A 25,537-nucleotide genomic window follows, 5' to 3' on the forward strand; every position below is an offset into this window, starting at 1 on the left:
GCGCGCTCAGTCGGCGGTGCGCAGAGCCACGGCGGGTCGCAGCGCCGCCGCCCGTGAAGCGGGCCATGCGGTCGCCGCCAGCGACGCGACCAGCGGTAGCCCCACGATCACCAAGAGCGCTCCCCACGGGACCGTGAACGTCAGGTCGCCACCGATCTCGGAGAGCAGGTTGCGGGTGGTCAGCAGTCCGAGCACCGCGCCGATGACGGCGCCCTGGCCGGCGATGAGGCCCGCCTCGGACAGCAGGGCGGCGCGCACGGTCCCCGCGCGCAGCCCCAGGGCACGCAGCACCCCGATGTCCTGCCGCCGTTCACGGACGGCACGCACCATGACCACCCCGAGGCCCGCGGTCCCCACCAGCAGCCCGAGCCCGAGGAAGCCCTGCAGCATCCGCAGCAGTCCCGTCTGCTGCCCGACGGCGCCTGCTACCACCGCGGTGAACGTGTGCGCTTCGGCACCGTGGGCGAGCAGGGCGGCGTCGAGTCCCGCGGCGACGTCAGCGGCGTCTGCGCTCTCGGCGAGGGCCAGGTAGCTGCGCGAAGCGGCCCGATCGGGACCGAGGAGCGACGCGGTCAGCTCCCGGCTGACGAGGGCACCGTTGCCGACCCAGTCCATGGAGCCGAGGCCCACCACCGTGAGTTCGTGGGGCTGACCGTCGACGGGATCCCGCACGGCCACGGCGTCGCCGACCCGGACCTCGATGGCACCGACGCCGGCGAGGAAGCCGTCGGGCACGATGGTCAGCGTGGGATCGGACAGGACCGCCTCGAACGTGGCGCGGTCGGACACGTACGCGTCGTCGCGCGCGGCCAGCAGCGGCGTCCCGCGGGCGAGCAGGTCGGCGTCGAAGCCGGTGACGGTCCAGGAGCGGGCGCCGTCGAGGTGGGCCGCCTCGAAGTCGGCGACCCCCCGGACCAGGCCTGCGATGGCGAGCACGTCGGCGTGGTCGGTCAGTGCCACTGCGTCGGCGGGGTTGGCCGGGTCGGTGTCGAGCACCACGTGGTAGCCGGCCGCGACCTCGGCGACCGTGCCTTCGGTGTTGCGTTCGAAGGTCGCCGTCACGGATGCGAGGATCGTCACCGTGAAGATCACCAGTGAGAACATGCTGAGCAGCAGCGAGGTGCGCAGCCGTCGTGCCAGCGGGTAGGCCAGCCCGAGCCGCGGGGCCAGACCGCGACCGCCGCCACCGAACCTGTCGACCAGGGCGGCCCAGACCCGATCGAGGCTGGCCGCCAGGGACACGGCGCCCGCGGTGAGCACCACACCTTGGAGCACGAACAGGGCCGGGTTGCCGTCGACGGTCATGATGTCCGGGAACAGCGGCGCCGCGAGCAACGCCCAGGTCAGGACGATCCCGGCGCCGGCCACGCGGGCGACGCGGTCGGGGAGGACACGACGCAGCAGCGGCGCGGCGGAGAACACCGCCACGGGCACCCCGAGCAGCAGCGCGATGGCATCCTCGGCGAGGAAGCCCGCGGTACCGAGCGACGTGCCGACCAGGATGCCGGTCGCGGCGAGCACGACGGTCCGTCCGCGCGGCCGCTGCAGCGGTGGTTCGGGGAGGTCGCGGATGGCGCGGATCACGTTCAGACGGGCGATGCGGTGGCTGGTCGCTCGGATCGTCACCAGCGAGATGATCAGCCCGATCGACCCACCCGTCGCGACGCTGACCGGATCGACGACCAGCGGGTAGCCGGACGTCTGGTCGACGGTCCCGAGCGCGGTGCCGGCAAGCACGGCCACGACCCAGCCGATGCCGATGCCGGCCACCGCCCCGGTGACAGCCGCCACGACGGCGTAGATCGCACCCTCGATCGCGAACGTGCGCGTCAGCCGGCGACGGGTGAAGCCCAGCGCCCGGAGCATCCCGAGCTCGGTCTTGCGCTCCTCGGCCAGCATCACGAACAGGTTGACCAGCAGGAGGATCCCCGCGAGGACGCTGAACGAGCCGATGATGCTGAACAGCTCGGTGAACGCGGCGCCCTCACGTTCGGCGTCGTCCAGCACCGCGGCCTTCGGCGCGTCGACCTCGACGCCGGGCAGGTCCGCCACGGCGGCGCGCAGGTCGGTGACGGCCGCGTCGGACCGGTCGCGGGTGTCGAAGATCCCGCCTACCAGCGACACCAGCAGCTGTGGCCGGGGCGGTACCGCTGCCGTCGCTGCGCCGGTGAGGTCCGAGAGTGTGCCCGGAGCGACGATGGCGCCGCCGTACCCGGCCAACCCGATCTCGGGCACCACGTCGGCGACGGTGACCGCGACGGTGGCGCCGTGCGCGTGGAGGCGCAGTGGGTCGCCCGTCGCCACACCGAGCCGGTCGGCGGTGCGTTCGTTGATGACGACCTGCCCGCTGCGGAGGGGCCCGATGTCGGCGACCCCGGTGATCTCGGTGTCCCCACCGAACGTCGCCGCAGCCCCCAGGTCGACCTCCACGAGACGGACCTGCGGGGCCGCGGTGCCGTGTGTCGGGGACTCGAGCGTCGCCGAGGCGACGGTCACCGGCAGCACGCCGTCGACATCGGCCACCGCTGCGCCCACGACCGCTTCGGTGAGCTGGTCGAGACCGGCTTCCCCGGTGCTCGTGACCGTGAGGTCGATCGGGCCGTACCGGGTCCGGGCCTCGTCGCGGAACGAAGCCTCGATGACGTCACCGACCACGAACGACGAGGTGATGATCGCGGTGCCGAGCAGCGCGCCACCGATCACGAGCGCCGCCTCGCCGCGGCGGCGTCCGATGTGCCGAGCGGCCATGGTGACCAGCGCAGGTCGGCGCGCGGCCGAGACGGCGAGCGGCACCAGCAGGAGGAAGGCGCAGCCGGCCAGGACCAGGATCGTGGTCACGAGGACACCTCGATGCGGGTGTGTCCGCCGACCTCGGCGTCGTCGTCGTGGTCGGCGATGCGGCCGTCGCGGACGTGGACCAGGCGTTGCCCGGAGCGGCCGAGGGCCTCGTCGTGGGTGACCACCACCAGGGTCTGCCCCGCAGCGTGGACCTCGTGCAACAGCTCCACGATCCCCCCCGCGGTGTGCGAGTCCAACGCACCCGTGGGCTCATCGGCCCACACGATCGCGGGCTCGGCCACCAGCGCCCGTGCCACGGTGACCCGCTGCTGCTCACCCCCCGACAGCTCCCCGGGCCGGTGCCCGGCACGATCGGCCAGCCCGACCCGCGCCAGCATCTGCTCGGCCCGCTGCCGGGCCGCCTTGGCAGGTGTGCCGGTGACCAGCAGCGGCAGCTCGACGTTCTCACGTGCACTGAGGACCGGGATCAGGTTGAAGGCCTGGAACACGAACCCCATGCGGGCGGCACGGTGGCGGGTGCGGTCACCGTCGGACATGCCGAACAGGTCGCGGCCGTCCACGGTGACCGTGCCGGTGTCGATGTCGTCCAGGCCGGACAGGCAGTTGAGCAGGGTGGTCTTGCCGTTGCCCGAGGGGCCCATGACCATCACCAGCTCACCGCTGTGCACGTCCAGGTCCACCCCACGCAGGGCGTGGACCTCGTGGCTGCCGGTGCGGTAGGTCTTGCTCACACCACGCGCGGACAGGATGGGGTCCATCGTCGTCGCGTCGGTGGGAGGCTCGGTCCGGTCTGGTCGGTGCATCGTCTGCGCTCCTCGGGGTGGCCGCGTCGATGGTCGAGCGACCTGCCACCACCGTCGCCGAGGTGGCAGCTGCGCACATCGGCGCAGTGGCTCGGATCGACCTGGCCGGAAGGCTGAGACGCAGCTCATCCTCGTGCCCGGTTCGGCAGGGCCTCCGCCTCCCTACGCTCCGTGGATGGTCATCGACGCCGTCCGCTCGCTGTGGACAGAACCCCGGGCACCCGACCCATCACCACGGTGGTGGTGGCGGGATCGCCTGCTGGCCGGGGTGCTGATCCTGGTCGCCCTCGTCGAGGGCGTGTTCCGCGAGGACCTGCCGTGGCGTCCGTTCACGGTCGCGATCGGGGTGGCGCTCCTGCTGCTGCTGCCGATGCGGCGCACGCGTCCACTGCTGGTCGTGCTCGTGGTCTTCGGTGTCGTGACCGTGGTGGACACCGTCTCGGTCGCCGCCGGCGTCGATCCCGAGCAGACCACGCTGTGGACGACCGCCTGGGTCCTCGTGCTGCCCTACTCGTTGGCGCGCTGGGGTTCCGGCCGCGAGATCACGATCGGGTCGGCGATCGTGGTCCTCTTCCCGCTGCTGACCCACGCGCGCAACGGCCTCGGCGACACGCTGCTCGGGCTGCTGTTCTTCGCGCTGTCCGTGACGCTCGGGGCAGCGGCCCGGTACCGGGCCACGTCGCAGGTGCGCGCGCTCGAGCAGGTCCGGTCGCGCGAGCGCGAGCAGCTGGCCCGTGAGCTGCACGACACGGTCGCCCACCACGTCTCGGCCATCGCCATCCAGGCGCAGGCGGGTCGCACGTTGGCCGCCGAGCACCCGGGACGTGCCGCTGAAGCGCTCGCGAACATCGAGGAGGCCGCGTCTCGCACGCTCGCCGAGATGCGCGCCATGGTCGGGGTCCTGCGCGCGGGTGAGGAGCCGGACCTCGCCCCACAGCCCGGTCTCGCCGACATCGAGGGGCTCGCCCAGCGCAGCGGGGACGCGCCGCGCGTCGACGTCGAGCTGCAGGGCGACCTCGACGACCTCGGCCCTGGGCTCGCCACGGCGCTCTACCGTCTCGCCCAGGAGTCGGTGACCAACGCGCTGCGGCACGCGCGACACGCGACCTGCATCCAGGTCCAGATCACCGGCGACCGCGAGCACGTGCGGCTCACCGTCCACGACGACGGCCAGACAAGCGCGGCCGACCGCATCACGGAGGGGTACGGCATCGTGGGTATGACCGAACGAGCGACGCTCCTCGGGGGCACCCTCGAGGTGGGGCCGACCCCCGGCTCGGGGTGGTCGGTCGTCGCGCAGCTGCCGCGGACGGGGGCGGCCACGTGACCATCCGCGTGCTCGTCGCCGACGACCAGGACCTGGTGCGCACCGGTCTGGCGATGATCCTCGACGCCCAGCCGGACATCGATGTGGTCGGGCAGGCCGCCGACGGTCGCGAGGCGGTGGCCATGGCACGCCAGCTGCAGCCCGACGTGTGTCTGTTCGACATCCGCATGCCCCACCTCGACGGCATCGAGGCCACCCGCCAGCTCGCCGGACCGGACGTCGCCGATCCGGTGGCGGTGGTGGTGATCACCACCTTCGACCTCGACGAGTACGTGCACGGGGCCCTCAAGGCCGGTGCGCGGGGGTTCCTGCTCAAGGATGCCGGTCCGCCGCTGCTGGTCCAGGCGATCGAGGCGGCTGCCGCGGGGGACGCGCTCATCGCGCCGAGCGTCACCGTGCGCCTGCTCGCGGCGTTCGCGGACGCGCGCACGTCCCGCCCGGCGCAGCCGATCGAGCCGCTGACCGACCGCGAGGAGGAGGTGCTGGTCACCGTGGCGCGGGGGCGGACCAACGGCGAGATCGCCGAACAGCTCCACATCAGCCTCAGCACGGTCAAGACCCACCTCGCCGCACTGATGCGCAAGCTCGGGGTCCGCAACCGGGTGGAGCTGGCGATGTGGGCCCACGAGACGGGTCGGCTCGAGCGGTGACCGTGCGTGGTCTCCGGCAGGATGTCGGTCGCGGATGTCGAGGATCCGAGGCTGGCTCCGTCCCAGGGGTGAGCGCGGCCACGGGGTCGCGCCGGACCGAGAGGACCTGATGTGGCCAAGTACCTGCTGCTCAAGCACTACCGGGGTGCCCCCGCGCCGGTCAACGACGTGCCGATGGACCGGTGGACGCCCGACGAGGTCGGCGACCACATCCGGTTCATGAGCGACTTCGCCGCCCGGCTGGAGGAGACCGGTGAGTTCGTCGACGGGCAGGCCCTGGCGCCCGACGGTCTCTGGGTGCGCTACGACGGTGAGGGCCGACCCCCGGTCACCGACGGGCCGTTCGCCGAGACCAAGGACCTGATCGCCGGGTGGATGATCATCGACGTCGAGGATCAGGAGCGGGCGATCGAGCTGGCCGGGCAGCTGTCTTCGGCCCCCGCCGCGGGTGGGCGACCGCTCCACGAGTGGATCGAGCTGCGGCCGTTCCTCGACGCGGCCCCGACGGCCGATGCCTGACCGGCCGCTGCCCGATCACCTCGGCGAGCTGGTTCGTGACCTCGTCCCCGAGGTGATCGGGGTCCTCGTCCGCCGCGGAGCCGACTTCGCGGCGGCCGAGGATGCCGTCCAGGACGCGCTGCTCGCCGCGCTCGAGACCTGGCCGGCCGACCCGCCGAGGGACCCGAAGGGTTGGTTGGTCACCGCCGCCTGGCGCCGGTTCCTCGATGCCGTCCGTTCCGAGACCGCCCGAGCGGCACGCGAGCGACGCGTCCAGGCCGCGCCGGCGCCGGGTCCGGCGACCGACCGGGACGACACCCTGGAGCTCTACCTGCGGTGCGCCCACCCCGCGCTCACGTCCGCGTCGGCGGTGGCACTGACCTTGCGGGCCGTCGGCGGGCTCACGACCCGGCAGATCGCCGAGGCCTACCTGGTCCCCGAGGCCACGATGGCCCAGCGGATCAGCCGCGCGAAACGCACCGTCAGCGGGGCCACCTTCGACGAGTTCGGCTCGCTGGTCGCGGTGATGCGGGTCCTCTACCTGGTGTTCAACGCCGGCTACTCCGGGGACGTCGACCTGTCCGCCGAGGCGATCCGCCTGGCGCGACGGCTGCACGCGGTGACGGGGCACGAGGAGGCGGCCGGGCTGCTGGCGCTCATGCTCCTGCACCACGCCCGTCGGCCGGCCCGCACCCGGCCGGACGGCTCCCTGGTCCCGCTCGCCGCGCAGGACCGCTCGCTCTGGGACACCATGATGGTGGCCGAGGGCATCGCCATCCTGCGGGCGGCGCTCGCCCGGGATCGACTGGGCGAGTACCAGGCGCAGGCGGCGATCGCGGCGCTGCACTGCGACGCACGGAGCACCGCCGAGACCGACTGGGTCCAGGTGGTCGAGTGGTACGACGAGCTCGTCGCCCTGACGGACTCCCCGGTGCACCGGCTCAACCGAGCCGTCGCGGTCGGCGAGGCCGACGGCGCCCGAGCCGGCCTGGTCGCGTTGGCGCCGCTCGATCCCCAGCTGCCGCGCTACGCCGCCGTCGCCGCCCACCTGCACGAGAAGGACGGCGACCTCGCCCGCGCCGCGGACCTCTACGCCGAAGCGGCCCGGCGAGCCACCAACGTGCCCGAGCGCGATCACCTCGTCCGCGAGGCGGCCCGAGTGCGCCCCCCGTCGGTCTGAGCGCACGCTCGGCGCGACGAGGGGTCGCCCGGCCGTCGCTGGCGGTGATCCGGACGCGCAAGGTGGGCCCCCGCTCTGGACGGACCCTGCGGTGCCTGCCACCCTCACCCAGGGGGGCATGGTGGTACCGGCGGCGATCCGGACGTGGGGGTTCGGGACGCGGACGGCGGGGGTGGCCCGTGCGCTCCGTACCGACACCACCGCGCACGCCCGGGGACGGGGCGTGCCGTGACCACCACGAGAGGGAAGATCCATGCGAAGGAGACTGCTCACCGCAGCGACGCTCACCACCGTCACCTTGCTGACCCTGGGGACCGCTGCACACGCCGGAGAGATCACCGGCACGGGGGAGGACACCCCGATCCGCGACTACACCGCCAACTCGCTCTGCGCGTTCTCGGGGCTCAACGACCACACCGGGTTCTTCGAGGGCAAGACGCAGAACTGGGGCCAGATCCCGAAGGAGTTCCGGGACATCCTGCGGGCTGAAGGCGAGTCGCCGGGGGTCCTCTGCAACGCTCACCTGGTCCCGGTCAGGGGCGGCGGAGATCACTGACCTGTGACCGTCGAGGGCCCGCCCCGGTCCTGCCGGAACGGACCCTCGACGGGCGGCGTCGATCGACCACCCGACCGGCGAGCGATCCGGCTCCGTGGCGAGCCGAGCAGCTTCCGTGTCCGATCCAGTGACGTTCGACGGGCTCGCCGACGACGACCGCTTCCGCCCCCGTTACCTCGAGGTCGTGCTCGCTCGAGAGTGGTGTCAGTCTGCGCGCAGGTAGGTGAGGACCGCAAGGACGCGCCGGTGCTCGTCGGTTGCAGGGAGCAGGCCGAGTTTGAGGAAGATGTGGGCGACGTGGCTCTCGACGGTCTTGCCGCCGAGCGTCAACCGGTCGCAGATGGCGTGGTTGGTGAGGCCTTCGGCCATGAGCGCGAGGACCTCGCGTTCGCGGTTGGTGAGCTGGTCGAGACGGTCGTGTCGGCGGCGACGACCGAGCAGTGCCGCGACCACCTCGGGGTCGACGACCGAGCCACCCGACCCGACCCGCCTGACGGCGTCTGCGAAGTCGTCCAGGTCGGTGACGCGGTCCTTGAGGAGGTAGCCGATCCCGGCGGGGTCGTCGGCGAGCAGCGCTACGGCCTGGCGGGACCCGACATGGTGGGAGAGCACGAGGATCCCCAGGTCGGGGTGGCGGGCGCGCAGCTCGTTGGCGGCGACCAGGCCCTCGTTGGTGTGGCTCGGTGGCATACGGATGTCGATGATCGCAACGTCCGGGTCGTGAGCAGCGACAGCTGCCGCCAGCCCGTCCGCGTCACCGGCCTGTGCCACCACCTCGAAGCCGCCGCTGTCGAGGAGTCCGGCCAGCCCCTCGCGGAACAGCAGCGAGTCATCGGCGATCACGACCCGCATGGGATCTCGGCTCGCAGGCGAGTGCCGGCCCTTGCGGGGCTCTCGATCTCCAGGACGCCGCCCAGCGCCGCGATGCGGTCGGTGATCCCCACCAAACCTGAGCCAGCTGAGGGCATCGCGCCGCCGACACCGTCGTCGCCGATCTCGACCCGGAGACGGCCGTCCTCACGCGCGACGGTGACGGTCGCGCTGGCGGCGTCGGCGTGCTTGGCGACGTTGGTCAGCGCTTCCGCGACGAGGTAGTAGACCGTCACCTCGACGGAGATCGGCAGCCCCTCCACCTCGGCGAGCTGTAGCTCCACCGGAAGTGGCGCTCGCTCCACCACGGATTCGATGGCGGCGGCCAGCCCGCCCTCGGTCACGATCGAGGGATGGATGCCGCGGGCGAGGCGTCGCAGCTCGGCCAGGGTTGCGGTGGCCTCTTGCGCCGCGCCGCCGAGCGTCTCGTCGAGCCCATCCCGGTGCTGCGCTCCTGCGTCGGCTGCCGCCATCTTGAGTGTCAGCGCGAGCGTGACCAGCTGCTGCTGGACCCCGTCGTGGATGTCGCGTTCGATCCGGCGGCGCTCCTCGTCCTGGGCGGCCACCAGCCGCTGCCGTGACGCCTTGAGCTGCTCGAGCAGTCGCACGTTGGTGAGCACGAGTCCGGCCTGGGCGGCCACGTCGCGCAGCAGGCGGTCCTCGGTCGGGGTCAGGGACCGGCCCGGGGGGAGGGTGACGCTGATGGCGCCGAGCAGCTCGCCGCGGTCGCGGATCTCCACCGTCCGGTCCGCGTGCGGTAGCGGTGGCAGACCGTCGCCCGACAGCGCCACGACCGGTCGGGCTGGCTGTGCAGGCCAGGCGGCCAACCGGCGCACACCATCGCCGATGACCAGCCACACCTCCGCCACGGTCGCGCCCACACCCTCGCCCACGATCCGTGCCAGACGCGGCAGTGCAGCATCTGCCTCAAGGGTGTCGCCGAGCTGCTGCGCGAAGGCGGCCAGCACCTCGTAGGGCGTTGCCCGCGGCCCGTACACCAGCCGGTTCGCGAGCCGTCCGATGCGGGCGCGGGCGGGCTGGAACGCAACCGCGACCACCGCGGTGACCAGCACCGCCAGGGTCAGGCTCAGCTCACCGGCCGTGCCCGCGGCCACTCCGACCCCGGCCACCACGGCGACGTAGGACAGGGTGATGAGCGCGGCCAGGACCCCGACGGTGATGGTCTTGGAGATCACCAGGTCGAGGTCGTACAGGTCGTGCTTGAAGATCGCGACGAACACGGCGATCGGCACCCCGGCGATGGCCAGCGGGATCAGCACCTCGCCCGCCAGCTGGGCCGTCCGCACCCCTTCGGAACCGACCGTGACGGCCACTAGCGCCACCCCCACCAGGGCGGCGGCGTACGCCAGCCACCGGATCTGGCGGCGCGCCACTCCCGACGAGCGGACGTAGCGGACGACCAGCGAGATCGCCGAGGCCAGCACCGCCAGGACGAACAGTCCCCAGCCCAGCCCTTCGTCCATCCGTGCGAGGGCGGCAACCCCCACCGGATTGTCGACCTGCTCGAAGCCGGGGATCGGTCCCGGTGGGGTCGCCCACGTCACCGCCCACACGAGCAGGGCCACGCCGGTGAACCAGGCCACCGGGCGCCAGCGGCGTGACGGCAGCGATCCGTCCGGGAACAGCTGCAGCAGGAAGGTGAACGCCAGCCCGAACCCGGCGACGTGGATCCACAGCGACAGCCACGCCGCGACCGCCGCGCCGGGCAGCACGCCCGGCCACCCCAGCAGGCCGGCGGCGGCGTACCACCAGGCCAACACCCAGGTCTGGAACCCCAGCCCCGCCACCAGCAAGATCCAACCCACCGGATGGTCGGGCCGGCGCGCGGCGATCACGGCGCCGACCGTCGAGTAGGCCACGAACGCCACCGCGAACGCCGCGTCCAGCTGTCGGGAGCCGGCCAGGCTCGACTCGACCACGCCCGACGGTGTGGCGGCGATGAGCGTCAGCGCGGCCACCATCAGCATGGCCGCGACGCCCAGTCCGACCCACACCACGGTCACCCGCGCTCGCAGCGCCGTTCCCCGGATCGAGGCGTCCGTGGCGCGTCCCACCGGCTGGGCGTCCACCTCACCGCACTCCCAGCACCAGGTCGTGCACCCGCTGACCCGACAGGTCCACCTTCGAGATGAACCCTTGCGCGCCGCTGGCGGCCACACGCTGCCCGAACTCGGCCACCTCGCGGCTGGACACCAGCACGACCACGGGCGGGTCAGGCTGCGCGGCGATCCGACGCGCGATCTCGAAGCCGTCCACATCGGGTAGGTGGACGTCGAGCAGGACCACGTCCGGGCACAGCCGGCGGACGGCACCGATCGCCTCTGATCCGTCGGCGGCCTCACCCACAACCCGGTAGCCCTCGTCCGCGAGGAACGCCCGGGCCCAGGCTCGGAACCCACCGTGGTCATCCACGATCAGCACCGAACGGGAACCTTCCCGGATCGCCATAGCGCGAGTCTCGCACAGCCGTCCCGATCCGGCCTCCGGGCCTGCCCGGAGCTCGAGACCAGGGCCGGCCCGGGCGACCTGGCGAGCGTGACGCCACATGCTGGCGGTGTCGACCACCCGGCCCGACGCCCGCGAGACCCGCAGGCATCCCCGACCCCGGCGAGGACACCATGCGCGCCACATCCAACGAGACCACCGCGACCGGCACACCCGCGACCGGCACACCCGCGCCCTGGTCGGTCGGCCGTTGGGTCGCGGTCAACGCCATCGGGCTCGGCACCGCGTTCGGCCTGTTCGCGCTGCTCGGCGGCACGGTCGAGGCCCTCGGCGCCGACCATGACAGCCTCATCCGCGACCTGTCGCTGCTCGTCGCCTTCCTCGTCGGCGGCAGCCTCTGGGCCTACCTGCGCCAGCAGACGCTGTTGCCCGACGTCGAACGCGCCGGACGCGTCGGGACCGCGGCGGTCATCGCTCTGACGGCGGGGTTCGTCGGCGGGTTCGTGATCGGCGGACCACCCCTCGACTTCGTACTGAGCATCCTCGCGGTCGGAACGGTCGCCGGCGGCATCGAACGGCGCATCCTGCGCCGACACCTCCCACGACCCGGACGGCGCAGCGCCATCGCGCCAGCCGGATGGCTGGCCGCTGGGATCGTCGCCATCATCCCCGCGGCGCTCTTCGGCGACACCATCGACGCCGCCCTCGGTGACCTGGGCGGCTTCGTCGCGATCCTGCTCATGATCGGGCTCGTCGCCGGCGCGGTCGGCGGCGCGCTCGAGGCACTTGCGCTCGGCAACCGCATCGACCGCCCACCAACCCCATGAGCACCCGGCAGGAGCTGGACATGAACAGAACGGACCCGTTGCCGGATCTCGCCTGGACGCCCGAACGCGCCGGCGCCTTCGGTGCCATGGCGCTCGAGCTGTGGCAGGAGTACCTCACGCGGCTGCCTGAGCTCCCGGTGCGCCGTGCGGCCACCCCTGCCGAGGTCCGCGCCGCGGTCACCCGTCCCGTCCCTGATGATCCGCTGCCTGACGACGAGCTGTTCGCCCACCTGCGCACGTTGGCCCTCGAGAACTGCACCCACACCGGCCACAGCGGGTTCATGGCCTACATCACCGGTGCCGGCACGGTGCCGGGCGCGCCTGCGGCGCTGCTGGCCGCCGGCTTCAACCAGAACGCGGGCGGCTGGTTCATCAGCCCCGGAGCCACCGAGGTCGAGACCAACCTGCTGACGTGGTTCGCCGACCGGTTCGGACTGCCGGCCGGTGCGTCGGGCGCCTTCGTCGCTGGCGGTGCCACCGCGAACCTCATGGCGTTGACAGCGGCGCGCGACCACCTCGCCGACCACGACGTCCGCCGTGACGGCGTCGCCGCTGGTCGGCCGATGGCGATCTACGCCTCGGAGGACGCGCACGACACGATCGACCGGGCGGCTGACCTGCTCGGGCTCGGCACGGCCGCCGTGCGGCGCATCCCCACCGACCAGCGGTTGCGGATGCCCGCCTCCGCGGTGGCGGCCGCGATCGAGGCCGATCGTGCCGCCGGCGTTCAGCCGTTGGTCGTGGTCGGCACCGCGGGCACCACCGAGTTCGGGGCGATCGACCCGCTCGAGGAGCTCGCCGAGGTGGCCGCCACCCACGGCTGTTGGCTCCACGTCGACGCCGCCTACGGAGGACCAGCCGCCATGACCGCTGGTCTCCGCGGCCGGTTCACTGGCATCGAACGGGCCGACTCGATCACCTGCGACCCGCACAAGTGGCTCAACACCCCGATCAGCTCGAGCCTGGTGCTGTTCCGCGACCCGGAGACGCAGTACCGCGCGTTCACGCTGGAGACCGACTACACCAGCTACGACACCGAGGTGGTGCGCGACACGGTGCAGCGCTACCAGTGGACGCCGCAGTTCACCCGACCCTTCGATGCGCTACCGGTGTGGGTGTCCCTGCTCGCGCACGGTTGGGGCACGTTCGAGCGCCGTATCACCCACGACGTCGCGCTCGCCGGCTGGCTGCACCACCGTGTGATCCAGCACCCCGAACTCGAGCCGACCATCGCCCCGGAGCTGTCGATCGTCGGGTTCCGCTACGTCCCGCCCGACCTGCGCGACGACCCGGATGCCGCCGGTTACCTCGACGACCTCAACGAGCGGATCCTCTACGCGTTGCATGACGACGGGCGGGTGTTCCCGTCCAACGCGCGCCACCGCGGCCGCTACGTGCTGCGTGCATGCCTCCTGAGCTTCCGCACCGAGGCGGACGACGTCGACGCGCTGATCGAGCGCACCGTCGCGATCGGCCGCGACCTGCACCGCGCACGGTCGGGCGGTCGGCAGGCTGATCCTGCGACCGCCCCCCGACGTCGGGTGCCGTCGGTGTCGTCGAGCCCGATCCGAGTGGTCTCCGCAAGATCGCAGTGACGGTGTGCGGATGGCCGCTTCCCGCGCGTGCGCCACCGCGTTCATGCGCGAACTCGCCGACAAGGACCTCCCCTACGCGGGCGCCCGCGGCGCCGTGGACCGCACCCGCTTGGGGCCCGCCATCGTGGCGGGCCCCAGGCAGGTGCGCTCGGCCGATCAACACGTCCCGAAGTCGATCGGGTCAGCGTGCTCAACCGCGTTCCACGCGGTCGGCAGCGGGTCATCGGTCAAGCCTCCCACCAGTGGCGTGGCATCGACCAGGCCGGCGGCACCCGGGTGGCCCGCGACCGCGCTGTCCTCGCCGTCGACGCAGCCGAAGTGGTCCTGCGCGCCGTGGCCGGGCGGTTGCATGGCCATCGCGGGCCCTGCGGTCATCCCGACCGCCAGCAGCGTCGCGGCCAGCATCGTCATGATCCGTCGCATCACCTCTCCCGTCGTTGGGGTCATCGGATGGCAGGGCTCACCTTCTCCTGGCTGGGTCGAACGACCGTCCCCACCATGACTGAGGACGACTCCGACGTCGCATCCATTGCTCGACGGACCTAGCTGTCGGAACCTCGCGCCAGTCGCGAAGCCTCGAGGAACACCTCGTCGAGCATCGCCTCGGTCAGCCGGCCGGTGAAGGTGTTCTGCTGGCTGACGTGGTAGCTGCCGAGCAGCGTCCGACCGCCCGGCAGGGGGACCGAGACGCCGTGCCCGAAACGGGGCTTCTTGCCCTCCCAGCCGGTGAACGACAGCGCGGCCGCGAACCCGAACCCACCGAGCGCCACAACCACGCGCCAGGGCAGCAGGTCGAGCTCGGCGGCCAGGTACGGGGCGCAGGTGTCGCGCTCGATGACGGTGGGTCGGTTCTGCGGCGGAGCGCACTTGACCGGCGCGGTGATCCACACCCCGGACAGTTCGAGGCCGTCGTCGACGGACACGGAGGTCGGTTGGTTGGCGAACCCGGTGCGGTGCAGCGAGGCGAACAGCCAGTCGCCCGAGCGGTCCCCGGTGAACATCCGGCCGGTCCGGTTGGCGCCGTGCGCGGCTGGGGCGAGCCCGACGACGACGACCCGGGCGGCCGGGTCACCGAACCCGGGTACGGGTCGACCCCAGTAGGTCTGATCCGCGTAGGCGGCGCGCTTGGTCGCGGCGACCCCCTCGCGCCAGGTGACCAAGCGCGGGCACGCGCGGCAGTCCACCACCGTGCGTGCGACGTCGTCGAGGCTGTGGGCGCGCATCGGCGGCAGGGTAGGGCGCGGACCGCTGGTACCAGGCACCGCCCACGGCTTCGCGTACTGGGAGGTACCCGAGCCGCCGGTGTCGAAGTCCCTCCCGACCCGTCCGTCCCGGCCCCGCGCCGCCGTCCCGAGGAGCCAACCGTGGGCACACGTCCGACCGCCGTCCCCGCCGAGCAGCTGCGCTACCGCGTCCCGCCGACCTTCGACGACGTCGATGCCGAACGCACGCACCGCAAGCAGCGGCTGGCGGCGACCTTCCGGCTGTTCGCCGAGATGGGGTTCGACGAGGGTGTCGCCGGGCACGTGACCGCACGCGACCCCGAGTTCGACGACCTGTTCTGGGTCAACCCCTTCGCGATGCACTTCGGCCAGATCCGCGCCTCGGACCTGATCTGCGTCGACCACGACGGCAACGTGGTCGAGGGGGCGTACCCGGTCAACGCGGCCGCGTTCGCCATCCACTCGCAGATCCACGCCAACCGTCTCGACGCGGTCGCGGCGGCTCACACCCACTCGCCGGCCGGGCGTGCGTTCTCCACGCTCGGGAAGGTGCCCGACCCGCTGACGCAGGACAGCTGCGCCTTCGCCGGCGACACCGGCCTGTTCGACGACTACACGGGCGTGGTGCTCGAGCTCGACGAGTCGAAGCGCATCGCCGCCGCGCTCGGGGACCACAAGGCGTGCATCCTGCGCAACCACGGCCTGCTGACGGTCGGCACGACCGTGGACGCGGCCGCGTGGTGGTTCATCGCCATGGAGCGCAGCTGCGAGGTCCAGCTGCTGGCTGACGCGGCCGGCGACCCCGTGCACATCGACCCCGCCGAGGCCGACAAGACCCGCGGTCAGGTCGGCAACGAGTTCGTCGGGTGGCTGTCGTTCCAGCCGCTGTACGACCGCATCGTCAGCGAGCAGCCGGACCTGCTCGACTGACGAGACGCTCATCCGACAGCTGGTTTGGTGCGAACCGGCTCTGACGGAGGAGGCGGAGCGTGGCGATCTGGCAGGTGTGGGCAGGGGGCCTGGCCGCGGTCCTGGTGCTCATGACGGTGACCTGGGCCATCAGCGTGGTGCGCCACGACGCGTCGCTCGTCGACCGCGTGTGGGGCCTGTCGTTCGTGGTGCTGGCCGTCGTCTACGCCGTGCTCGGCGACGGGGCCGGCCCACGGACCGGCCTGGTCCTGATCCTCGTGGCCACCTGGGGCCTGCGGCTGTCGGTCTACATCACCAGGCGTAACTGGGGCGAGGGCGAGGACAAGCGCTACGTCGCCATGCGTGAGAAGCGCCCCGAGTCGTTCCCCGTCACCTCGCTGTTCACGGTCTTCTGGCTGCAGGCCGGGCTGGCGTGGGTCATCTCGTTGCCCCTGCTCGCCGCGCTGCACCGGTCGTCGCCCGAGACCCTGGGCTGGCTCGACGTGGCGGCCGTGCTGGTGTGGCTGGTGGGTCTCGTCTTCGAGGCCGGTGGGGACTGGCAGCTGTCGCGCTTCCTGGCCGACCCCGGCAGCCGCGGCAAGGTCATGGATCGGGGCCTGTGGCGTTACACCCGGCACCCCAACTACTTCGGGGACGCGACCGTCTGGTGGGCCTACTACCTCCTGGCGTTGGCGACCGGCGCGTGGTGGGCGGCCATCGGGTCGGCACTGATGACCCTGTTCATCGTGCAGGTGTCCGGGGTGGCGCTGACCGAACGCGGGATGTCGTCGGGTGGCAGCACGCGCCAGGGCTACGACGAGTACGTGCGGCGCACCAACACCTTCATCCCGGGCCCACGCAAGGGCTGAACGTCACCGTCGATCCGTCGTGGTCTCCTCGGGCGGCGACGGTCACGTTCTGTCATGCTGGGTGCCGCACGGGCGTGCGCGGGGTGGTGGAGCGGGGGCGGAACGTGGGATCGAGCAAGGTGGAGCACCGGCGGGTGCTGCCGTGGATCGTCGGCCTGTCGCTGGTCGTCCTCGGCGCTGGGGCCGCGGCGACCGCGACCGGCGTCCCGTCGCGGACCCCCGTGACCGCGGGCGAGGTGGAGGCTGAGGCGGCGCCGGCCGACCCGACCGAGGGCGACGCAGCCGCTGAGGAAGCGGAGCGGATCGCCGCCGACCGTCAGGCGGAGGAGGAGCGCGCGGCGGAGGAGGCCGAGCGGGCGGCAGCTGACCGGGCGGCAGCGGAACAGGCCGAAGCGGAGCGGGCGGCACGCGCGGCGGCGGAGGCGGCCCGCGTCGAGGAGGAGCGGCTGGAGGCCGAACGCCGGGCCGAGGAGGCACGAGCGGCCGAGGAGGCACGTCAGGCGCTGCTCGCCGCGCAGGAGCGGCTGGTCGAGCTCGGCTACCTGGTCGGCGCGGTCGACGGTGAGCAGGGCCAGCAGACCACGGCGGCGCTGATGGCGTTCCAGGCGGTCAACGGCATCCAGGTCGATGGCATCCTCGGCCCCGAGACCACCGCGACGCTGGCCGAGCCGCTGGCCGAGCCGGTGCTGCGTGACGGACCGGCGACGCGCTTGGAGGTCGACCTCGACCGGCAGGTCCTGCACCTGGTGGAGGGCGGCACCCGTGTGGTGACGCTGAAGGTCAGCTCCGGCAACGGCGCCGAGTACCCCACCCTCAGCGGTGGGACCGCGCGGGCCCGGACCCCCGTCGGCAGCTTCACCATCGAGCGCCGCATCGCGGGCCTGCGCGAGTCGTCGTCCGGCCTCGGGACCCTCTACGACCCCATGTACTACTACAAGGGCTTCGCGATCCACGGGTCGAACTCGGTACCGGCCGGACCCGCCAGCCACGGGTGCGTACGGGTGAGTCGCGCCGACGCGATCTGGCTGTTCGACCGCGTCCCGAACGGTACGTCGGTCGTGCTGTACGGCGGACAGCACACCTTCTCACCGAACTGACCGCGCTTCACGGTGCCGGTTCTGGCAGGCTGCTGCCCGATGGGCGAGCTTTCGGAGCGACGTTGTGAGCAGCGGTGACGCGGGTGGTGACATGCAGGACGGCACGGGGGTACGTCGTCGGTGGATGGTGGTGGCAGGCGCGGTCGCCGCGGTGACCGTGATCGCCACGGCGGCGGTGGTGCTCCAGGGCGGCGGGGACGTGGCCGCGGAACCGGCGGCCGCCGGGGCCCCGTCCGGCACGTCGTCCGACGCGGAGGCGGAACGACTCGCCGAGGCGGAGCGCCTGGTGGCCGAGGAGGCCGAGGCGGAGCGTCTGGCAGCGGAGGAGGCAGCGGCTGCGGCGGCGGCGGCCGAGGAGGCGGCGCGGCTCGCGGCCGAGGCAGAGGAGGCCGAACGCCTGGCCGAGGAGGAGCGCATCGCCGAGGAAGCCCGGCTCGCGGAGGAGGCGGCCCGCGAGGCCGAGCGTGCGGCGGCGGCGAAGAAGCAGGAGCTGGTCGACGCCCAGGAGCGGCTCATCGAGCTCGGCTACCTCGTCGGTTCGGCGGATGGCGCCCTCGGGCAGCAGACGGCCTCGGCGCTGATGGCGTTCCAGGCCGTGCAGGGCCTGAGCGTGGACGGCGCCCTCGGGCCGCAGACGCTGGCGGCCCTCGACGGTTCACCGAAGGAGCCCACGTTGCGGGGTGGTCCGTCCACCCGCATCGAGGTCGACATGGACCTCCAGGTGCTCCACCTGGTGGAGGGGGATCGACGGGTCACCACGATGAAGGCCAGCACCGGGCGCGGTGGCACGTTCGAGAGCCAGGACGGTCAGGTCCTGCGGGCCGAGACGCCCATCGGCACGTTCACCATCGGCCGCCGCATCGCGGGCGAGAAGCCGTCGAGCTACGGCATCGGTTCGATGTGGGACCCGATGTACTTCTACGGCCCGTGGGCGATCCACGGCTCGCCGAACGTGCCGGCTGGCCCGGCGAGCTCGGGGTGCGTACGGATCGCGATGGCCGACGGTCGCTGGCTGTTCCAGCGCGTCCCCAACGGCACCCAGGTCGTCCTCTACGGCGGCACCCACGTGTTCACACCCTGACGCCCGCGAGGCGCCGACGGGACCGCCCGTGGCTCAGCCAGCGCCCTCCGCCCCGAACACCGTGGACCCACCGTCGGCGAACCCGACCGTGACGGCCCGTGGCCCCCTGTGCCCCGGGCCGCAGCGCAGAGCCGGAGGGTGCCCTCCGCACCACGCCGCGATGTCGTCGGCCGGCCCGTCGACGTCCAGCCGTTGGATGCCGGTGGGGTGACGGCGGTGGTCGGCCGCGAGCGCTGCGGGCCGCTGAGCCGGTGGGACCGGCCAGTGGATCAGGGCCGGGAGCCAGGGGCGGTCGAAGGTCGCGCCGAAGCCCGCGAGCACGTAGGGCGGGAAGCCTGGCCCCTCGGCAGGTGACTCGTGGATGGGGGCGTCGTTGGTGGAGGCGAGGTCGCGCAGTTCGTCCTCCCGCTCGTAGGCCACGATCCAGGCGACCGGGACGAGCGGTTCTTCGGGGTCGGCCTCGAGCGCTGCTCGGTCGATCCGGAGCAGCGGGGGCGCTGCGGCGTCCGGGGTGCGCCCGTCGGGGTAATGCACCTCGAGCAAGGCGTCGCCGAGCGGGACCACCAGGTTGGACAGCCCGAGGCCGGGCAGCTCGCGACCCCGGGCGACGCCGAGCCCGGCCTCGGTCAGGGCCCGCTCGGCGTCGCGGCGCGAGCGCGCCGCGAGGACGACGTGGTCGATGTGCACGTGGGTCTCCTCTCCCGTCGGGGGCCCGTCTGTCAGCCGCCCAGCACGCCGAGGAACCCCGGCGTGAGGTCGAGCTCCAGTGTGCGCGTCACCGTCAGGTCCGCGGTCGCCACCTCGGTGACGGTGTCGGTCGTGGGGTCGGTCACGTAGAGGTGGTCACCGGAGCGCACCAGCCGGTGGAAGGGCCGTCCGGGATCGCCCTCCTCGAACGGCGGGATGACCTCACGCCGTGCGAGCACCGTGCCGTCCTCGGGGTCGAGGGCCTGCAGTGCTCCGTCGGTGGTGAGGACGATCAGGCGACCCTCGCCGTCGGCCGCCAACCCGAACATGGCGACGTCCTGGTCGAGATCGAAGGCCTCGGCGGTCCCCGCTGCTGGGTCGACCCGTAGGACGTGGCGTGCGCCGAGCGGCGCGGTCAGCCAGTCGACGCCGTCCGGCGCCGCCAGCACCCACGCGCGGGCAGGGCCGTACTCGTAGGGGTCGACGTCGTCGACGTCGGGGTACGGGACGTGCGTCGCGTCCCAGCGCTCGCCGGCGGCCGTGACCATCAGGACGCCATCCTCACAGGCCGCTGCTGCGCCGCCGTCGAGCACCGCCTCGCCATGGGTCTTGGTGCAGGTGAACTCGTCGCTCACGATCCCGTCCTCGTCGGCGACACCGACGCGGTCGGGCATGTCGACCATGTCGGGTGTGGGGACGGTGACGAGCAACTCGTCCCCGAGAGGGATGGCGAAGCCGTGGTGCGGCTCGCCGGTGGTGACGGTCGCGACCGGTGCCGCATCCCCGTCCCGGAGCGCCTGGTCGTCGAGGAGGTGGGCCTCGCCGCTGCCGTCGAAGTACAGCGCGCTGCGCCCGCCGGCGCTGACGAGGTGGGAGGGCTTCGGTCCTTCGATCCGCCCGACGACCGTCGGATCGGCCGAGTAGTGGTGCGCGTGGTCGCCGTGGCGGGAGGACCACACGCCACCGTCGACGACGCTGACGGCGTCCTCGTGGGGGAGCAGGAGGAACCGGCGGTCCTCGGTCAGCGCGGCGCCGTGCGTCACCACGGGGCCGCCGAGGTCCAGGGTCGTGGTGACCTCCCACGCATCGAGGTCGACGAGGAGCACGCCGCCGGACTCGTCCTCGGCGACCACGAGGCGCCGCTGCGGGTCGTCGTGCTCCTGGCGATCGTCCTCGCCGACCTGCGCCTCCTCGTCCTCCGTGTCGTCCTCGGTGTCGTCCTCGGGGTCGCCGGTCGCAGCGGTCGCCGCGTCCTGCGCGGTGGCGCTGTCGGCGTCCGCGGTGTCGTCGCCGGCGCCGCACGCCGTCACCAGCATCGTGGCGGCGGTCAGCGCCAGCCACCGTGTCCTCGTCATGGTTCGCCTCCGCTCCACGGGTGAGACGGAGGAACGTAACACAGTTCTCGGAACGGTTCCTATTATCTTGGCTCCCCAGCGGTCGACCGCGTCGGGCAACGGCCTACGCTCCTGGTCATGGAGACCTCCGCGACGCCACGCCTGACCGCCTACAGCCACGGTGCCGGGTGCGCCTGCAAGCTCGGGCCGGGTGACCTCGCCTCGGTGCTGGGAGCGATCGCGCCGACCGGAGCAGCCGACCTCCTCGTGGGGCGTGAGCACGGCGACGACGCCATCGTGTGGCGCCGGCCGGACGGGCGGGCGTTGGTGGCCACCATCGACGTGTTCACGCCGATCGTCGACGATGCGGACACCTGGGGTCGCATCGCGGCCGTCAACGCGGGCAGCGACGTGCACGCGATGGGAGGGACCCCGCTGTTCGCGTTGGCGTTCGCGGCGTGGCCGGCCCAGCAGCTCGAACTCAGCCTCCTGGCGACCGTCCTGTCCGCCGGGCAGGCGGCAGCATCGGAGGGGGGATGGGTGGTCGCCGGCGGTCACACCATCGACGGTCCCGAGCCGCTCTACGGCCAAGCGGTGGTCGGCGAGGTCGACCCCGACCGGATGCTCACCAACGCCGGCGGCGTCCCCGGCGACGCGCTCGTGCTGACCAAACCGCTCGGCACCGGCCTGACCACCACGGCCGTCAAGCGCCGCGACCCGGACGCGACCGCCCCGGGCGGTGAGCTGGCCGAGCTCTACGCCGCCGCGGTGACCGAGATGACTCGGCCGAACGGGACCGCGGCCCAGCTCGCGCTCGACCTCGGCGGACGGTGCGGCACGGACGTGACCGGGTTCGGGCTGCTCAACCACCTGCGCGAGATCACCCGCGCTTCGGGGACCGGCGCCCGCCTCGAGGTGGCCGCCGTCCCGCGCCTCCCCGGACTCGATCCGCTCCTGCACGCCAAGGAGATCCCCGGCGGCACCCAGCGCAACCTGGCGCACGCCCGTGCGGACCTCGACGTCGGTCTCACCGTGGCCGAGGACGACCTGGTCGTCCTCGCCGATGCGCAGACCTCCGGCGGGCTGCTGCTCGCGCTGCCGGAAGCAGCGGCCGAGGAGCTGGTCGACGGCCTGCGCGCGGCCGGCCACGACGCTGCCCGCATCGGGCAGCTCACCGACGACCCGTCGGGTCGCACCGAGGTGCGGTAGGCGGCGTCAGCTGGAGGAGGTGGCTGGGGGCCGCAGCGCGAGGATCGTGTGGGCCGTGCGCCGCGCCAGCGCCATGCAGGTGAGCATGGGGTTGGACCCCACCGCGGTGGGGAAGGCGGAGGTGTCGCCGATCCACACGCCCGGGACGTCGTGGAGCTGCCCGGTCGGGTCCGCGACCGAGGTGGCCGGATCCGTACCCATCCGGGCCGACCCCATCTGGTGGGCGCTGAACAGCACCCGGCCTCCCGCACCGAACCCGGCCTCTTGCGAGCGGTGGACGAAGTCCTCCACGGACTCGCCCCGGCGCCACAGCAACAGGTCGCGGTGGGAGTCGATGATCACCTTCGCGCCAGCGGTGACGTGCAGCTCGATCAGGGACCGGATGGCGTGCCGCCGGACCCGTTCGTCGAGCGGGTCGTCGAGCGGGTAGTGGATCTCGGCCTGGCCCTGCGCGTCGAGGGTCACCGTGCCGGTGCCGTGGTCGCGCGTCACCGCGATGAACGTCCCGAGGTGCGCGAACCGACCCATGAGCAGCTTGTGGTCGCGGCCCGACCGCCACGGCAGCGTCACCGCGGTGATCGACAGGCTCAGGTGGGCGGTCTCGATGAGGTAGCCGTGGCCCTCGACCGCGGCCCGGTGCTCGGTGACGATGGTCGCCTGCGGCGGGCCCCACCACGCGCGCAGGTCCTCGTCGTAGACCCCGGTGAGCACCGGCACCGGGTGCAGGCGCAGGTGCTGGCCCACGGCGGGGCCCCCGATCCCCGATCGCAGCAGCAGCGCCGGGGTCTCGAGCGCGCCGCAGGCGACCACCACGTCCGTGGCCCGGACCCGCAGCGCGATGTGATCCCCGCTGGGCAGCGTCACATCCGCCTCGACACCCGCCGCCCTGCCCCCCGCGCGCAGCACCTGGGTGGCGGTCGCCCGGGTGATGATCCGTGCGCCGGCAGCCTCGGCATCACGCAGGTAGGTGCGCAGCGTCCCCTGCTTGCTGCCGGTCCGGTCGCCGAAGCCGACGTGTCCGGCCGTCGCCGGGTCGTAGGTCGCTGGGTCGGTGTTGCGGACCGCCTTCGACCACGCCCAGCCGTGCTGGTCCGCCGCGTCGGCGAGCCGCTGGTTGGTGGGGTTGAGGTCCGTGCAGCTGTCGGTGGCCGAGATGCGTGTCAGCACCGCGTCGAGGTGCTCGTCGAACGCCGGGCCGTCGAGCCCCGTCAGCCCGTGCTCCTGCGCCCAGGCGGTGCGGACCTCCTCGGGCGGTCGCACGCAGTTCTGCCAGTTGACGGTGGAGCCGCCCCCGAGGGTCGCGCCGGCCAGGATGGCGATGTTGCCCTCGGCGGTGAGGTTCAACCCGCCCCGCCAGTACAGCTCCCGCAGGGCGGACATCCCGTCGGCGGGGAAGTCGGCCTCCTCGTGGTGGCCCCCGGCTTCGAGCACCACCACGTCCAGACCCTGGCTGGCGAGCTCGCCAGCGATCACACCGCCCCCCGAGCCCGACCCGACGACCACCACGTCCGCTTCGAGCTCGACCGTGCCCGAGGCCGTGTCAGGGACGAACCCCCGCAGCGAGCGCGGCCCCGTGGCGACCTCGGGAGGACCCGGGTAGCCGAGGGCGGGCCAGTTGGGGTTGCTGCCGGTCACGTCGACGGCACCGTAGAACAGCTGCAGCGCCACCCCACGGATGCCGTCGAGCCCGAGCTTGGCCTCCGGGTTGACGGCCGACAGGGTCGCCAGGACCCGCTCACGTCCGCCCTGCGGCAGGCGGGCGAAGCCGGTGACGCGGAGAAGGTCGAGGAGCTTGCCGAGCTCAGCCAGCTCGTCGAGTGCGAGCAGCTCCTCGAGGCGGTCGGCCAGGAGCTGTCCCACGCCGACGTCGGCGGCGGTCCGCGCCCAGAAGCCGTGCGGATCGTCCCGCTCCGCCGCCGGCGGCCGGACGGCCGGGGCGAAGGTGTCGGCCAGCGCGGCCAGCACGACCCGCCTCCGATCGTCGAGCCCGGTCGCCTCGTCGCCCCGTGCTCCCACGGTCTCCACCACCCTCATGCCTCCCAGCCGGTGGGCGGCGACCGTAGCTCCGTCCGACGGGTCAGTACCCCCGCTTGTTGACCCGGTCCGGAGCGATCCGCAGGATGGCCCGTTCCGACTCGACCGCCCTCGGGTAGTCGCGGCCGAAGTACCGACGCGAACACGCGTCGATGTGGGCGCGCGCCTCGTCCCCCCGCGTGACCTCGACGACCCGGCCGCGGACCTCGATGTAGCGGTAGGGGTCCTCGTGGTCGATGATCGCGACGGTCACCCGCGGATCGGCCTCGACGTTCCGGAACTTCTGCCGGTGCACCTCGGTGTTGATGAGGACGTGGGTGTCGTCGGCGTCGACCCACATGACCTGCGTCTGCGGCGTTCCGTCCGTGAACAACGTGGTCAGGGCCGCGAAGTTGGGTCCGGTCGCGAGCGTGCGGAGGTCCTCGTCGAGTGCCATCGTCACCGTCTCCTGGTCGGGCAGACACCACGCGTTCCGTGGCTACGGTCGAACCGTATGAGTCCAGCCGACGCCGTGACCCACATCCAGCACTTCTGCCCGACGTGCCATCGGCCCGTGGACGGGTTCCGGCCCGGCGGTGTCCGATCCCGACCGAACGCACGGTGTCCGAGCTGCGGGGCGTTGGAGCGGCACCGGTTCCTGGCGGTGCTCCTCGACGGCCTCGGTCCGACGCTGGCGCACGCGGCCACGGTCGTCGACATCGCCCCGTCGCGGTACACCACCGCGCAGCTCGACCAGCTGAGGGTGGGCAGGTACGTCCGCGTCGATCTCGACCCGGACGCTGACGGGCGGGCCGTCGACGTCCGGGGATCGGTGACCCACCTCCCCTTCGCGTCCGACGCCGTCGACCTGCTGCTCTGCTACCACGTCCTCGAGCACGTCCCGGACGATCGCGCCGCGATGCGTGAGATCGCGCGCGTCCTGCGTCCTGGCGGTCGAGCGCTGGTCCAGGTCCCCTTCCGCGCCTCACGCGCCACCGACGAGGAGCCGGATGCGCCGGAGGAGGAGCGGATCGCCCGGTTCGGGCAGGCCGACCACGTCCGGTTGTACGGCGTCGACTTCGAGACGCGGCTGGCCGAGGCCGGTCTCAGCGGACCGCGCATCCACCCGGTCGACGTGCTCGGCGAGGAACTGGTGGCCGCGACCGGGGTGAAGGCGGCCGAGCCGGTCTGGGTCCTGCGGCGAGCGCCCCACGGCGAGGCACCGACCGTGGGGCGGGCGGCCGCCCCGCCCAACCACCTCCTGCGCGGCCTCCACGACCTCGCGCTCGCGGCGAGGTCAGATCGGGATGCCGAGCTGCGCGAGGCCGCCGCCGAGCTCGATCGCGTGAAGACCGAACGGGACCGGGTGAAGGCCGAGCGCGACCGGTGGCGTGCCCGGCACGAACGCATCACGGGCCACCCTCTCGTCCGGTTCGCCGCGGCCCCCTACCGCTGGCTCCAGCGGCGCTGAGACGTCCGGTACCGTCGAGCCGCCGCGTCGGCTGGTCGCCGGCGTCCGAGGAGGTTGCCGCCATCGACACCCC

The 25,537-nt window shown here is 72.8% G+C and carries 25 protein-coding genes; 14 read left to right on the forward strand and 11 right to left on the reverse strand.

The genetic code is table 11. The features are described from left to right. Nucleotides 1-6: 6 nt before the first annotated feature. Nucleotides 7-2,838 carry an FtsX-like permease family protein gene (locus NITAL_RS22270; RefSeq protein WP_052668502.1) on the reverse strand — a complete coding sequence of 944 codons (2,832 nt, stop codon included), beginning with the start codon at nucleotides 2,836-2,838 and terminating at the stop codon, nucleotides 7-9. After that, nucleotides 2,835-3,602 carry an ABC transporter ATP-binding protein gene (locus NITAL_RS22275; RefSeq protein ID WP_083441899.1) on the reverse strand — a complete coding sequence of 256 codons (768 nt, stop codon included), beginning with the start codon at nucleotides 3,600-3,602 and terminating at the stop codon, nucleotides 2,835-2,837. The genes NITAL_RS22270 and NITAL_RS22275 overlap by 4 nt, the downstream gene beginning before the upstream one ends. A 175-nt stretch (nucleotides 3,603-3,777) precedes the next feature. Between NITAL_RS22275 and NITAL_RS22280 the strand changes: the two genes are divergently transcribed. The 6 genes from NITAL_RS22280 (at nucleotide 3,778) to NITAL_RS22300 (ending at nucleotide 7,813) form a co-directional block, all read left to right on the forward strand. After that, on the forward strand, nucleotides 3,778-4,929 hold the full coding sequence (locus NITAL_RS22280) for a sensor histidine kinase (protein WP_052668503.1): 1,152 nt from the start codon (nucleotides 3,778-3,780) through the stop codon (nucleotides 4,927-4,929). Continuing rightward, nucleotides 4,926-5,579, forward strand: coding sequence for a response regulator transcription factor (locus NITAL_RS22285; protein WP_052669960.1), 654 nt, complete (start codon nucleotides 4,926-4,928; stop codon nucleotides 5,577-5,579). The genes NITAL_RS22280 and NITAL_RS22285 overlap by 4 nt, the downstream gene beginning before the upstream one ends. Nucleotides 5,580-5,690: 111 nt before the next feature. Further along, nucleotides 5,691-6,098 carry a YciI family protein gene (locus tag NITAL_RS22290; protein WP_052668504.1) on the forward strand — a complete coding sequence of 136 codons (408 nt, stop codon included), beginning with the start codon at nucleotides 5,691-5,693 and terminating at the stop codon, nucleotides 6,096-6,098. Further along, complete coding sequence (locus NITAL_RS22295; RefSeq protein WP_052668505.1) at nucleotides 6,091-7,257, forward strand: RNA polymerase sigma factor; 1,167 nt, start codon at nucleotides 6,091-6,093, stop codon at nucleotides 7,255-7,257. The genes NITAL_RS22290 and NITAL_RS22295 overlap by 8 nt, the downstream gene beginning before the upstream one ends. 91 nt (nucleotides 7,258-7,348) lie before the next feature. Then, nucleotides 7,349-7,489 (forward strand): hypothetical protein, encoded by a 141-nt coding sequence (locus tag NITAL_RS28690; protein ID WP_157042034.1) that lies wholly within the window; start codon nucleotides 7,349-7,351, stop codon nucleotides 7,487-7,489. A 21-nt stretch (nucleotides 7,490-7,510) separates the two neighbouring features. Next, the gene (locus tag NITAL_RS22300) at nucleotides 7,511-7,813 is read left to right on the forward strand and encodes a hypothetical protein (protein ID WP_052668506.1); all 303 of its coding nucleotides are present in this window, start codon (nucleotides 7,511-7,513) and stop codon (nucleotides 7,811-7,813) included. Nucleotides 7,814-8,017: 204 nt separating this feature from the next. Here the strand turns inward: NITAL_RS22300 and NITAL_RS22305 are convergent, their stop codons facing one another. From NITAL_RS22305 to NITAL_RS22315, 3 genes are read right to left on the reverse strand one after another with little or no spacing between them, the layout of a single operon-like run. Beyond that, on the reverse strand, nucleotides 8,018-8,665 hold the full coding sequence (locus NITAL_RS22305; protein ID WP_052668507.1) for a LuxR C-terminal-related transcriptional regulator: 648 nt from the start codon (nucleotides 8,663-8,665) through the stop codon (nucleotides 8,018-8,020). Next, on the reverse strand, nucleotides 8,653-10,758 hold the full coding sequence (locus NITAL_RS22310; RefSeq protein WP_157042035.1) for a sensor histidine kinase: 2,106 nt from the start codon (nucleotides 10,756-10,758) through the stop codon (nucleotides 8,653-8,655). The genes NITAL_RS22305 and NITAL_RS22310 overlap by 13 nt, the downstream gene beginning before the upstream one ends. Before the next feature lie 16 nt (nucleotides 10,759-10,774). Then, nucleotides 10,775-11,125 (reverse strand): response regulator, encoded by a 351-nt coding sequence (locus NITAL_RS22315; protein WP_211262604.1) that lies wholly within the window; start codon nucleotides 11,123-11,125, stop codon nucleotides 10,775-10,777. Nucleotides 11,126-11,322: 197 nt separating this feature from the next. Between NITAL_RS22315 and NITAL_RS22320 the strand changes: the two genes are divergently transcribed. Both NITAL_RS22320 and NITAL_RS22325 read left to right on the forward strand, forming a co-directional pair. Continuing rightward, nucleotides 11,323-11,976 (forward strand): hypothetical protein, encoded by a 654-nt coding sequence (locus NITAL_RS22320; protein ID WP_052668510.1) that lies wholly within the window; start codon nucleotides 11,323-11,325, stop codon nucleotides 11,974-11,976. 20 nt (nucleotides 11,977-11,996) lie between these two features. Further along, entirely contained in the window at nucleotides 11,997-13,571 is a 1,575-nt protein-coding gene (locus NITAL_RS22325) for a pyridoxal phosphate-dependent decarboxylase family protein (RefSeq protein WP_052668511.1), read from the forward strand. A 156-nt stretch (nucleotides 13,572-13,727) separates the two neighbouring features. Here NITAL_RS22325 and NITAL_RS22330 read toward each other — a convergent pair whose 3' ends face one another. Beyond that, nucleotides 13,728-13,994: a hypothetical protein gene (locus NITAL_RS22330; RefSeq protein WP_157042036.1), complete on the reverse strand. Its 267-nt coding sequence runs from the start codon at nucleotides 13,992-13,994 to the stop codon at nucleotides 13,728-13,730. A 119-nt stretch (nucleotides 13,995-14,113) separates the two neighbouring features. Beyond that, nucleotides 14,114-14,794, reverse strand: coding sequence for a uracil-DNA glycosylase (locus NITAL_RS22335; RefSeq protein ID WP_052668513.1), 681 nt, complete (start codon nucleotides 14,792-14,794; stop codon nucleotides 14,114-14,116). A gap of 141 nt (nucleotides 14,795-14,935) precedes the next feature. Here NITAL_RS22335 and NITAL_RS22340 point away from each other — a divergent pair, with 141 nt between their 5' ends. From NITAL_RS22340 to NITAL_RS22355, 4 genes are all read left to right on the forward strand, one after another. Then, nucleotides 14,936-15,724: a class II aldolase/adducin family protein gene (locus NITAL_RS22340; RefSeq protein WP_052668514.1), complete on the forward strand. Its 789-nt coding sequence runs from the start codon at nucleotides 14,936-14,938 to the stop codon at nucleotides 15,722-15,724. Nucleotides 15,725-15,783: 59 nt separating this feature from the next. Then, a complete protein-coding gene (locus tag NITAL_RS22345) occupies nucleotides 15,784-16,572 on the forward strand; it encodes a DUF1295 domain-containing protein (RefSeq protein ID WP_052668515.1) in 789 nt (262 codons plus the stop codon). Nucleotides 16,573-16,676: 104 nt separating this feature from the next. Continuing rightward, entirely contained in the window at nucleotides 16,677-17,669 is a 993-nt protein-coding gene (locus tag NITAL_RS22350) for a L,D-transpeptidase family protein (RefSeq protein WP_052668516.1), read from the forward strand. Nucleotides 17,670-17,733: 64 nt separating this feature from the next. Next, a complete protein-coding gene (locus NITAL_RS22355) occupies nucleotides 17,734-18,750 on the forward strand; it encodes a L,D-transpeptidase family protein (RefSeq protein WP_052668517.1) in 1,017 nt (338 codons plus the stop codon). Nucleotides 18,751-18,783: 33 nt separating this feature from the next. Here NITAL_RS22355 and NITAL_RS22360 read toward each other — a convergent pair whose 3' ends face one another. Then, nucleotides 18,784-19,437, reverse strand: coding sequence for a VOC family protein (locus NITAL_RS22360; protein WP_052668518.1), 654 nt, complete (start codon nucleotides 19,435-19,437; stop codon nucleotides 18,784-18,786). 32 nt (nucleotides 19,438-19,469) lie between these two features. Continuing rightward, complete coding sequence (locus NITAL_RS22365) at nucleotides 19,470-20,792, reverse strand: NHL repeat-containing protein (protein WP_052668519.1); 1,323 nt, start codon at nucleotides 20,790-20,792, stop codon at nucleotides 19,470-19,472. 117 nt (nucleotides 20,793-20,909) lie between these two features. Between NITAL_RS22365 and selD the strand changes: the two genes are divergently transcribed. Further along, nucleotides 20,910-21,980, forward strand: a complete 1,071-nt coding sequence (selD, locus tag NITAL_RS22370; protein WP_052668520.1) for a selenide, water dikinase SelD — start codon at nucleotides 20,910-20,912, stop codon at nucleotides 21,978-21,980. A gap of 6 nt (nucleotides 21,981-21,986) precedes the next feature. Here the strand turns inward: selD and NITAL_RS22375 are convergent, their stop codons facing one another. Next, entirely contained in the window at nucleotides 21,987-23,996 is a 2,010-nt protein-coding gene (locus NITAL_RS22375) for a GMC family oxidoreductase (protein ID WP_211262605.1), read from the reverse strand. 61 nt (nucleotides 23,997-24,057) lie between these two features. After that, nucleotides 24,058-24,450 (reverse strand): TIGR03618 family F420-dependent PPOX class oxidoreductase, encoded by a 393-nt coding sequence (locus NITAL_RS22380; protein WP_052668522.1) that lies wholly within the window; start codon nucleotides 24,448-24,450, stop codon nucleotides 24,058-24,060. Nucleotides 24,451-24,507: 57 nt separating this feature from the next. Here NITAL_RS22380 and NITAL_RS22385 point away from each other — a divergent pair, with 57 nt between their 5' ends. After that, nucleotides 24,508-25,464, forward strand: coding sequence for a class I SAM-dependent methyltransferase (locus NITAL_RS22385; protein WP_083441903.1), 957 nt, complete (start codon nucleotides 24,508-24,510; stop codon nucleotides 25,462-25,464). Nucleotides 25,465-25,537 lie beyond the last annotated feature (73 nt).

It is taken from the genome of Nitriliruptor alkaliphilus DSM 45188 (genome assembly GCF_000969705.1).
Classification (GTDB): domain Bacteria; phylum Actinomycetota; class Nitriliruptoria; order Nitriliruptorales; family Nitriliruptoraceae; genus Nitriliruptor; species Nitriliruptor alkaliphilus.

Bases quoted from the DNA above. Each gene is read 5' to 3' on its own strand.
- NITAL_RS22380 (WP_052668522.1), bottom strand. From the start codon at position 24,450: ATGGCACTCGACGAGGACCTCCGCACGCTCGCGACCGGACCCAACTTC.
- NITAL_RS22335 (WP_052668513.1), bottom strand. From the start codon at position 14,794: ATGCGCGCCCACAGCCTCGACGACGTCGCACGCACGGTGGTGGACTGC.
- NITAL_RS22300 (WP_052668506.1), top strand. From the start codon at position 7,511: ATGCGAAGGAGACTGCTCACCGCAGCGACGCTCACCACCGTCACCTTG.
- NITAL_RS22305 (WP_052668507.1), bottom strand. From the start codon at position 8,665: ATGCGGGTCGTGATCGCCGATGACTCGCTGCTGTTCCGCGAGGGGCTG.
- NITAL_RS22320 (WP_052668510.1), top strand. From the start codon at position 11,323: ATGCGCGCCACATCCAACGAGACCACCGCGACCGGCACACCCGCGACC.
- selD (WP_052668520.1), top strand. From the start codon at position 20,910: ATGGAGACCTCCGCGACGCCACGCCTGACCGCCTACAGCCACGGTGCC.
- NITAL_RS22330 (WP_157042036.1), bottom strand. From the start codon at position 13,994: ATGCGACGGATCATGACGATGCTGGCCGCGACGCTGCTGGCGGTCGGG.
- NITAL_RS22280 (WP_052668503.1), top strand. From the start codon at position 3,778: ATGGTCATCGACGCCGTCCGCTCGCTGTGGACAGAACCCCGGGCACCC.
- NITAL_RS22385 (WP_083441903.1), top strand. From the start codon at position 24,508: ATGAGTCCAGCCGACGCCGTGACCCACATCCAGCACTTCTGCCCGACG.
- NITAL_RS22325 (WP_052668511.1), top strand. From the start codon at position 11,997: ATGAACAGAACGGACCCGTTGCCGGATCTCGCCTGGACGCCCGAACGC.
- NITAL_RS22295 (WP_052668505.1), top strand. From the start codon at position 6,091: ATGCCTGACCGGCCGCTGCCCGATCACCTCGGCGAGCTGGTTCGTGAC.
- NITAL_RS22275 (WP_083441899.1), bottom strand. From the start codon at position 3,602: ATGCACCGACCAGACCGGACCGAGCCTCCCACCGACGCGACGACGATG.
- NITAL_RS22365 (WP_052668519.1), bottom strand. From the start codon at position 20,792: ATGACGAGGACACGGTGGCTGGCGCTGACCGCCGCCACGATGCTGGTG.